9 protein-coding genes are annotated in these 8,632 nt (G+C 31.4%); 7 read left to right on the top strand and 2 right to left on the bottom strand.

What is annotated here, in order from left to right:
* Positions 1 to 280: 280 nt before the first annotated feature.
* Positions 281 to 1,306: a tRNA (adenosine(37)-N6)-threonylcarbamoyltransferase complex transferase subunit TsaD gene (tsaD, locus tag ACTG3S_RS10330; protein WP_439129276.1), complete on the top strand. Its 1,026-nt coding sequence runs from the start codon at positions 281 to 283 to the stop codon at positions 1,304 to 1,306.
* Between the two features lie 96 nt (positions 1,307 to 1,402).
* Complete coding sequence (locus tag ACTG3S_RS10325; protein WP_439129275.1) at positions 1,403 to 3,169, top strand: LTA synthase family protein; 1,767 nt, start codon at positions 1,403 to 1,405, stop codon at positions 3,167 to 3,169.
* 2 nt (positions 3,170 to 3,171) lie between these two features.
* Here ACTG3S_RS10325 and ACTG3S_RS10320 read toward each other — a convergent pair whose 3' ends face one another.
* Positions 3,172 to 3,579: a DUF2721 domain-containing protein gene (locus tag ACTG3S_RS10320; RefSeq protein WP_439129274.1), complete on the bottom strand. Its 408-nt coding sequence runs from the start codon at positions 3,577 to 3,579 to the stop codon at positions 3,172 to 3,174.
* 128 nt (positions 3,580 to 3,707) lie between these two features.
* On the opposite strand from ACTG3S_RS10320, the gene ACTG3S_RS10315 reads away from it, so the two are divergent.
* The 5 genes from ACTG3S_RS10315 to ACTG3S_RS10295 all read left to right on the top strand — a co-directional run bounded on the left by ACTG3S_RS10315 (position 3,708) and on the right by ACTG3S_RS10295 (position 8,125).
* Positions 3,708 to 3,932: a YgaP family membrane protein gene (locus tag ACTG3S_RS10315; protein WP_439129273.1), complete on the top strand. Its 225-nt coding sequence runs from the start codon at positions 3,708 to 3,710 to the stop codon at positions 3,930 to 3,932.
* Entirely contained in the window at positions 3,929 to 4,594 is a 666-nt protein-coding gene (locus ACTG3S_RS10310; RefSeq protein WP_439129272.1) for a M15 family metallopeptidase, read from the top strand. Before ACTG3S_RS10315 ends, ACTG3S_RS10310 begins: the two co-directional genes overlap by 4 nt.
* An 80-nt stretch (positions 4,595 to 4,674) precedes the next feature.
* Positions 4,675 to 5,343 carry a hypothetical protein gene (locus ACTG3S_RS10305; RefSeq protein ID WP_439129271.1) on the top strand — a complete coding sequence of 223 codons (669 nt, stop codon included), beginning with the start codon at positions 4,675 to 4,677 and terminating at the stop codon, positions 5,341 to 5,343.
* Positions 5,344 to 5,470: 127 nt separating this feature from the next.
* The gene (gene pdhA, locus ACTG3S_RS10300; protein WP_439129270.1) at positions 5,471 to 6,460 is read left to right on the top strand and encodes a pyruvate dehydrogenase (acetyl-transferring) E1 component subunit alpha; all 990 of its coding nucleotides are present in this window, start codon (positions 5,471 to 5,473) and stop codon (positions 6,458 to 6,460) included.
* Between the two features lie 3 nt (positions 6,461 to 6,463).
* Positions 6,464 to 8,125: a 2-oxo acid dehydrogenase subunit E2 gene (locus tag ACTG3S_RS10295; RefSeq protein ID WP_439129269.1), complete on the top strand. Its 1,662-nt coding sequence runs from the start codon at positions 6,464 to 6,466 to the stop codon at positions 8,123 to 8,125.
* Positions 8,126 to 8,205: 80 nt separating this feature from the next.
* Here the strand turns inward: ACTG3S_RS10295 and ACTG3S_RS10290 are convergent.
* On the bottom strand, positions 8,206 to 8,632 hold a 427-nt coding region (locus tag ACTG3S_RS10290), incomplete at its 5' end, for a DUF6263 family protein (protein ID WP_439129268.1).

Genomic DNA, 8,632 nt, shown 5'->3' with positions numbered 1-8,632 from the left:
TTGGTAACGTAGTTCCCCAACTTAGTTTGAACAAATGAAGTAGAAAGTAAAACACTAAGAAATAGCAAAAAGAGCAAAAAATACCCTAACCATTTTACTATTTTTTTACCAACTTTTTTGATGACAATTTATTTTTAAGATGAAGCAATATTCAAGTAAAATAAACAAAAATATTGCCAAATGATACAAAGAACGTGCAAATTTAACAAAGAATTAAATTTCTATTGGTAAAAAAAGAAAATGACCCAAAAATATACTTAATTTTGCACAAATTTATAGCATGGAAAAACCCATTTATATTTTAGGTATAGAATCTTCTTGTGATGATACCAGTGCATCTGTAATTTGTAACGCACAAGTGTTAAGCAATGTTGTTGCCAACCAAGAAGTACATGCAAAATATGGTGGTGTTGTGCCAGAGTTAGCTTCTAGAGCGCATCAACAAAACATTGTGCCAGTTGTACAACAAGCATTGGCCCAAGCAAATATCAGTAAAGAACAATTGTCTGCTATTGCTTTTACAAGGGGCCCTGGTTTAATGGGTTCTTTATTAGTGGGTACTTCTTTTGCAAAATCTTTAGCTTTGGGCTTAAATATTCCGCTCTTAGATGTAAACCACATGCAAGCTCACATTTTAGCGCATTTTATAAAAGGTGATGATAACAAAACACCTCCCTTCCCTTTTATTTGTTTAACCATAAGTGGTGGGCATACACAAATTGTAAAAGTGACCAATTATTTTGACATGGAGATTTTAGGAGAAACGATAGATGATGCTGTTGGTGAAGCTTTTGATAAATCTGCTAAAATTTTAGGTTTACCTTATCCTGGAGGCCCACTAATAGATAAATATGCTCAATTAGGAAACCCAAAAGCATACTCGTTTACAAAACCCAAAGTAGGCGATTTAGATTTTAGCTTTAGTGGTTTAAAAACAGGTATTTTATACTTCATTCAAAAACAACAGCGCATAAATCCAGATTTTATTAAAGAAAATTTAAATGATATTTGCGCATCCATACAATATACAATTGTAGAAATTTTAATGGATAAATTAAAAAATGCAGTAAAACAAACAAATATTAAACATATAGCTATTGCTGGTGGAGTGTCTGCAAATTCTGATATTCGAAAAAGGTTACTTTTAGCAGAAAAGCATTTGGATTGGACTCCCTACATCCCAAAATTTGAATACACCACAGACAATGCAGCTATGATTGCAATAACTGGATATTTAAAATATGTAAACAAAGAGTATTCGAATATTTCTGTTACAGCAAAAGCACGTTTAAAAGTTACCGAATAAAATTTTATGAGGAGTTTTAAAAACAGACTACTATTTAACCTTAGTTACTTTTTATTTTGGATTGGTTATTTTGCCTTTGCAAGATTGTTTTTCCTTATGTTTTATTTTGAAAAAACTACAGAATTAGGGATAACAACTACTTTAAAAACCTTTTTATACGGGTTGCAACTAGATGCCTCTTTTTCAGCGTATTTAAGTTTTATTCCGTTTTTAATTTCAATAGTTACCATCTTTAATAACTCTCGAAAAATCTATAAAATAATTTTGTGGTACACCATAGTAGTACTTATTATTTTAAATTTATTTTTAATTATTGATGCAAGTTTGTACCAAGCTTGGGGTGTACGTTTAGACACTTCTTTGTTAGCATATATAAATACACCAGAAGTTATGTTGGCTTCTGTATCTAGTTTTCAAATGATTACTGGTAGCTTATTTTGGATTCTATCAACCTATATATTTATAGTAATTTTTAAAAAATCACTCCATTCTAAATACAATAAAGTTGATATTAGTAATTGGTTGCAAGTTCCTTTATTTTTAATAATTACTGCGTTACTAATCATTCCCTTAAGAGGTGGCTTCCAAACCATACCTGTTAACCAAAGCAATGTGTATTTTTCTAATAAAATGTTTGCAAATCATGCTGCTGTTAATTTTATCTGGAATTTTGCCAATACACTTACACACAAAACAAGTGATAAAAATGTATATCAATTTTATGATAAAAAGCTAGCTAAAAGTATCATCGAGAAAAGAAAAAACAAACTTTTAAACCCAACTACAGATTCTATTTTAAACACCACAAAACCAAACGTAATTTTAATTATTTGGGAAAGCTTAACAGCTAAAGTAGTCGGGTCTCTAGGAGGAGAACCTAATGTAACCGAAAACCTAAACAGACTTTCTAAAGAAGGTATTTTGTTTACAAATTTTTATGGAAATGGAGATAGAACAGACAAAGGTTTGCCTGCTATTTTAAGTGGCTATTATCCACCTCCAGTAAAAAGAATTATGCGCATGCCAAATAAAACAAGGAGCTTGCCCATGTTGCCAAAAAAAATGAATGATTTAGGCTACAAAACTTCTTTTTATTATGGTGGAGACACCAATTTTGGGAATATGAATACCTATTTAAGAAATGCAGAAGTTTCTAAAATTGTAGATGGTAGTGAGTTTGATAAAAAAGATTGGAACTCTAAATGGGGTGCTTTTGATGACGTTTTTATGGAACGTTTTGCCAAAGATTTATCCACAAAACAAGCGCAGCCTTTTTTTAAAATTGCTTTAACTTCTACCAGTCACGAGCCTTACGAATTGAATAGTACTTATAAATTCGGTAAAAATACAGAAGATAATCTTTTTAGAAGTTCGCATGCATATACAGACAAAGTTATTGGCGATTTTATCAGTTTTGCAAAAAAACAAGATTGGTATAAAAATACTTTAATTGTAATTATGTCAGATCACGGACATAGTTCTCCTAAACACGAAGGAGAATTTTTTGGTCCGAAAAAATTTCAAATCCCGATGCTTTGGTTGGGTGGTGCTTTACAAAAAAAAGGAATCGAAATTGATAATATGACTAGTCAAGTTGATTTTGCGTATACCTTATTAGACTTATTAAAAGCAGATAATTCTGATTTTAAATTCGGCAAAAGTTTGTTTAATGCATCAGAAAAACAATACGCACACTACTTATTTAACAATGGCTTTGGTACACTAACAAAAAACGGTTTTTATTTATTTGATTATGTGAGCAACAAGTCCATTTTAAAATATGGTGATGAAGCCAACCAATTAGACTCTTTAGGTAAAGCATTAACTCAAAATGCTTACCACGATTTTTTAAGTAGAAAATAATCTTACTTTTTTTCTAAATGCTCTTCTATATCTGCTATATGGTGCTTTAAAGCTTTGGCAGAAATTTGTATTTCTTTAATTAATAAAGCCAATGATATAATTAACAACACCAATGCAAAACCAAAAATATAAGCGGCTACTACTAAAAAATTAATATAAATTAAAAACATGGTTAACACGCAAAAAAGCAAACTTGATATTCCAAAAATTTGCATCCACCTTGTTAAATTTAAACGTAGTTTTAAATTTTTAATTTGTCTTAATAAAGAAGTGTCTTTTTTTTCTAAATAAATGTCGTGTAAGTTTCTAATTACAGAGGCATAAGCCAAAAAACGATTGGTATACGCTAACATTATTAAAGAAATTGCAGAGAATAATAATGCTGGTGTTGTAAGTGTTAGTTGTTCCATACATCAAAATTAAGTAATAAATTTTGATGTTTTCAATTAAAAACTCCACTATTATTAGAAACTCACTTTAATTATTGTATTGCAAATAAATAATTAATAACTTTATAAAGATTTAAAACACAATAATCATGAAAAAAAACATGGGTTCAGTAGATAAAACTGTTAGAGTTATTATTGCAATTGTTTTGGGTATTTTATTTTATACAAATGTAATTTCTGGCACTTTAGGTATTATACTTTTAATCTTAGCAGGCGTTTTTGTATTAACTAGTTTTATTAGTTTTTGTCCATTATATTTACCTTTTGGTATTTCTACATCAAAAAACAATCATAAAAATAGTTGTTTGCAATGAAAAATAGCTTTCTAATTTTTTTATTTATCAGTCTTTCTTTTTGCGCTCAGAACTTACCCAAAGAATTTGTGTATTTAGAAACGATTGATGCTAGTATAAAAAGTGAATTGCGTTATTTGTCTAAAAATAATTTTATTGGAAAACCCATAGATGGCTATAAAAATAATTGTGTTATTGTAACGAATGAGACTGCAAAGACTTTAAAAAAAATACAACAGCTGTTATCAAAAAAAGGATTTGGTTTAAAAATTTTTGATGCATATAGACCACAACAAGCCGTAAACCATTTTGTAAGATGGGCAAAAGTTTTACAAGACACCTTAATGAAATCAGCATATTACCCAAATGTGCCGAAATCTGAATTATTTAAACAAGGCTATATTGCTTCTAAATCTGGTCATTCTAGAGGAAGTACTGTAGATTTAACGCTTATAAATTTAAATACCGGTAAAGAGCTAGACATGGGAAGTCCTTATGATTTTTTTGGCGAAAAATCGCATCCGTTTTCTAAAAACATCACAAAAAAACAAAGAGAAAATAGAATGTTACTGAGAAACATAATGCTAGCAAATGGCTTTAAACCTTATGAAAATGAATGGTGGCACTTTACACTTAAAAATGAACCTTTTTCGAATACATACTTTAATTTTCCTGTAAAATAATTAGTTTTAACAATTCTTAAACGTTCACAATATAAATCGGCATTATCTTTGCTCTAAATTGTTACAAAACAAAATAAATAATGTTTAAAAATTATAACATAACACTTTTAATTTGCCTTTTATGTAGTGCGCCTTTTTTTGCGCAGCTAGATAAAAGTAATGGTAACAATGAAAAAGGAAAGGTAAAAGCCATTGTTTTAAAAAACTCTAAAGCAGTAGAAAAACCAAAATCTATTGAGCTGAATGGTAATGAAGGTTTTAAAAAAGCTTTTGATAAAGAACAAGAAAAATTAAAAGAAAAACAAAAGCAAGACGCGTTAAACAATAAAGGTATTTTAACTCAGAAAAAAATCAATGAAGCTCGCTTTTTAAAAGCATTTAAAACTATAAATGGTCGATACGTGTATCCTAAAATAGACCAAGATTTAGGTAGCTTTCGAACTACTTCTAATAGTGTAAACATTATTTGTAGAGATTTTCAATATCCAGATGGAGACAGAGTAACAATTATGGTTAATAACATTCCTGTAGTTACCAATATTTTACTAAAACAACGCTACCAAAGTTTTACAATTCCTTTAGAAGTAGGTATTAATAAAATATCTTTTGTAGCTCTAAATCAAGGTACTTCTGGTCCAAATACAGCCGCTTTTAAGGTTTATAATGATGCTGGCATGTTACTATCTTCAAATGAATGGAATTTAGCCACAGATGCCAAGGCTACTTTAGTCATTGCCAAAGAAAAATAATACACAAACACAAACTTTACGAAAACGATTGAGTTAATTAAAAAAATGATGTTTTTTTATTCTATATAAAACCGTTATTTTTGTGTTTAGATTTTTAAAATCAATAAACGAACAACAATTTTTAAGAATGAAAAAAATTACCAAACAAACCTATTTAGATTGGTACAGAGAAATGTTTTTTTGGAGAAAATTCGAAGATAAACTAGCCTCTGTTTACATTCAACAAAAAGTAAGAGGTTTTTTACACCTTTACAATGGGCAAGAAGCAATTTTAGCAGGTGCTTTGCATGCCATGGACTTGTCTAAAGACAAAATGATAACCGCTTACAGAAACCACGTACAGCCAATTGGTATGGGAGAAGATCCTAAAAAAGTGATGGCAGAATTGTTTGGAAAAGTAACAGGAACTTCTAAAGGAATGGGAGGCTCTATGCATATTTTTTCTAAAGAGTTTGGTTTTTATGGTGGTCATGGTATTGTTGGTGGTCAAATACCATTAGGAGCTGGTATTGCTTTTGCAGACAAATACAAAGGAAGTGATGGTGTTACCTTAACTTGTTTTGGTGATGGTGCTGCAAGACAAGGTTCTTTGCACGAAGCTTTTAACATGGCAATGCTATGGAAATTACCTGTAATCTTTATTTGTGAGAATAATGGTTATGCAATGGGTACTTCTGTAGATAGAACTGCAAACCATGATGATATTTGGAAACTTGGTTTGGGTTACGAAATGCCTTGTGGCCCTGTAGATGCTATGAATCCTATTAAAGTTGCAGAAGCTATAGACGAAGCTTTACAAAGAGCAAGACGTGGAGATGGCCCAACATTTTTAGAAATGAAAACATATAGATATAGAGGACATTCTATGTCTGATGCACAGCATTACAGAACAAAAAACGAAGTAGAAGAGTACAAAAAAATAGATCCTATAACGCAAGTTAAAGATATTATTTTAGAGAAAAACTACGCTACAGAAGATGAAATTGCTGCGATTGATAAAGAAGTAAAAGCAAGAGTAAAAGAATGTGAGCAATTTGCAGAAGAGTCTCCATTCCCAGAAACTCAGCAATTATATGATATGGTTTACGAACAAGAAGATTACCCTTTTATAAGTTAAAATATGGCTACAGTTGTAAATATGCCGCGTTTAAGTGACACCATGGAAGAAGGTGTTGTGGCAAAATGGTTAAAAAGTGTTGGAGATACTATTGAAGAAGGCGATATTTTAGCAGAAATAGAAACCGACAAAGCTACTATGGAATTTGAATCTTTCCATGAAGGGGTTTTGTTACACATTGGTGTGCAAGAAGGTGAAACTTCTCCAGTAGATAAATTATTAGCAATTATTGGTGAAGAAGGCGAAGATATTTCTGCACTTTTAAATGACAGTGATGATGCTGATGATTCTGAAGAAAAAGAAGAAACTTCTAAAGAAACAGAAAGTTCTTCTAATGAAGCTTCGGATGATGAAGGTAGCAATGATGAAGCTGAAATCCCAGAAGGAGTTCAAGTAATTAAAATGCCGCGTTTAAGTGATACTATGACTGATGGTACGGTAGCAACTTGGTTAAAAAAACAAGGAGAAGCTGTAGATGAAGGTGATATTTTAGCAGAAATAGAAACCGACAAAGCCACTATGGAGTTTGAGTCTTTCTACGAAGGAAACTTATTACACATTGGTGTGCAAGAAGGAGAAACGGCACCTGTAGATAGTTTATTGGCTATCATTGGTCCAGAGGGAACCGATGTTTCTAGCATTGTTGCCAATGGAGTGCCTTCTGAAAAGAAATCTTCATCAGATAAAAAATCTGAATCGAAAGAAACTAAAAAAGAAAGCAAGCAAGAAAAAACTGAAGAAAACAAAACTTCTTCTGCAAATACAAGTACTAATAATTCTGGAGATAGAATTTTTGCATCGCCATTGGCGAAAAAAATAGCTTCAGATAAAGGTATAAATTTAACAGACATAAAAGGTTCTGGAGAAAATGGTAGAATTATTAAAAAGGATGTAGAAAACTACACACCTACTGCTACTGTTTCTGTAGAAACACCTGCACCAGCATCTGCTGCCGCTGCACCTTCTTTTTCTGTAACTGGCGAAGAAAAATCTGAGGAAGTTAAAAACTCGCAAATGCGTAAAGCAATTGCAAAATCTTTAGGAAACTCTAAATTTACTGCACCAGACTTTAGTTTAAACATAGAAGTTGATATGGATGCAGCAATTGCATCAAGAAAAACTATAAATGCCATACCAGATACCAAAGTATCTTTTAATGATATGGTAGTAAAAGCTTGTGCTATGGCGTTACAAAAACATCCACAAGTAAATACATCTTGGACAGATAATAATACTATTTATCATGCTCATATTCATGTTGGTGTTGCTGTTGCTGTAGACGAAGGTTTATTAGTACCTGTAATTAAACACACCAATCAAATGAGTTTAACTCAAATTGGTGCAACCGTTAGAGATTTAGCTGGTAAGGCAAGACACAAAAAAATTACCCCTGCAGAAATGCAAGGAAGTACTTTTACAGTTTCTAATTTAGGTATGTTTGGTATCGATAACTTTACATCGATTATAAACCAACCAAACTCTGCTATTTTATCTGTAGGTGCTATTGTACAAAAACCAGTGGTTAAAGATGGTCAAATTGTTCTGGGTAATACCATGAATCTAACCTTAACTTGCGATCACAGAACTGTTGATGGTGCTGTAGGTGCGCAATTTTTACAAACCTTAAAAACATTTATAGAAAACCCTGTTACGATGTTAGCATAGTTTCCTATAAATTAAGTATAAACTAAAAATGCCTTGAGAATATCTCAAGGCATTTTTTATTTTATAGACTTTAAAAAATACTAAAGCTTAGTAGTTTTTACCTTAACTGATACAGTTACCTCTGCTCCATTTGCAGATACTTTTATTTCTGTATTTGCAGAATCTTGCATTCCTGTAACGGCATCAATTACAACAGCACCTGTTAATTTTCCTGTACCCATACCTGTTACATCTCCTGTTACATCCAAATAGACTTTACCATCACTAATTTTAGTAACCGTATATTTTGTATTCACTTTCATACCTTTCTGATTAACTTCGGTTGACCAAGTACTACCTACAGAAACTTTTTCCTCAGGATATTGAATACCTCCAGACTGTTTAGCAAAATCTTCCATTCCTGGAGTCATTGGCTCTACTTTTACGTCTAAAGACTCTCCTCTATTAGACATTTTAGTAACAATTAAAGCTTTTAACATAGGGTCAAACTGCTGCTTCACCATTTTC

Source organism: Polaribacter sp., from assembly GCF_965656025.1.
Lineage (GTDB): Bacteria > Bacteroidota > Bacteroidia > Flavobacteriales > Flavobacteriaceae > Polaribacter.
Note: the sequence above shows the minus strand (reverse complement) of the source record. Positions and strands in the feature narration are given on the sequence as shown.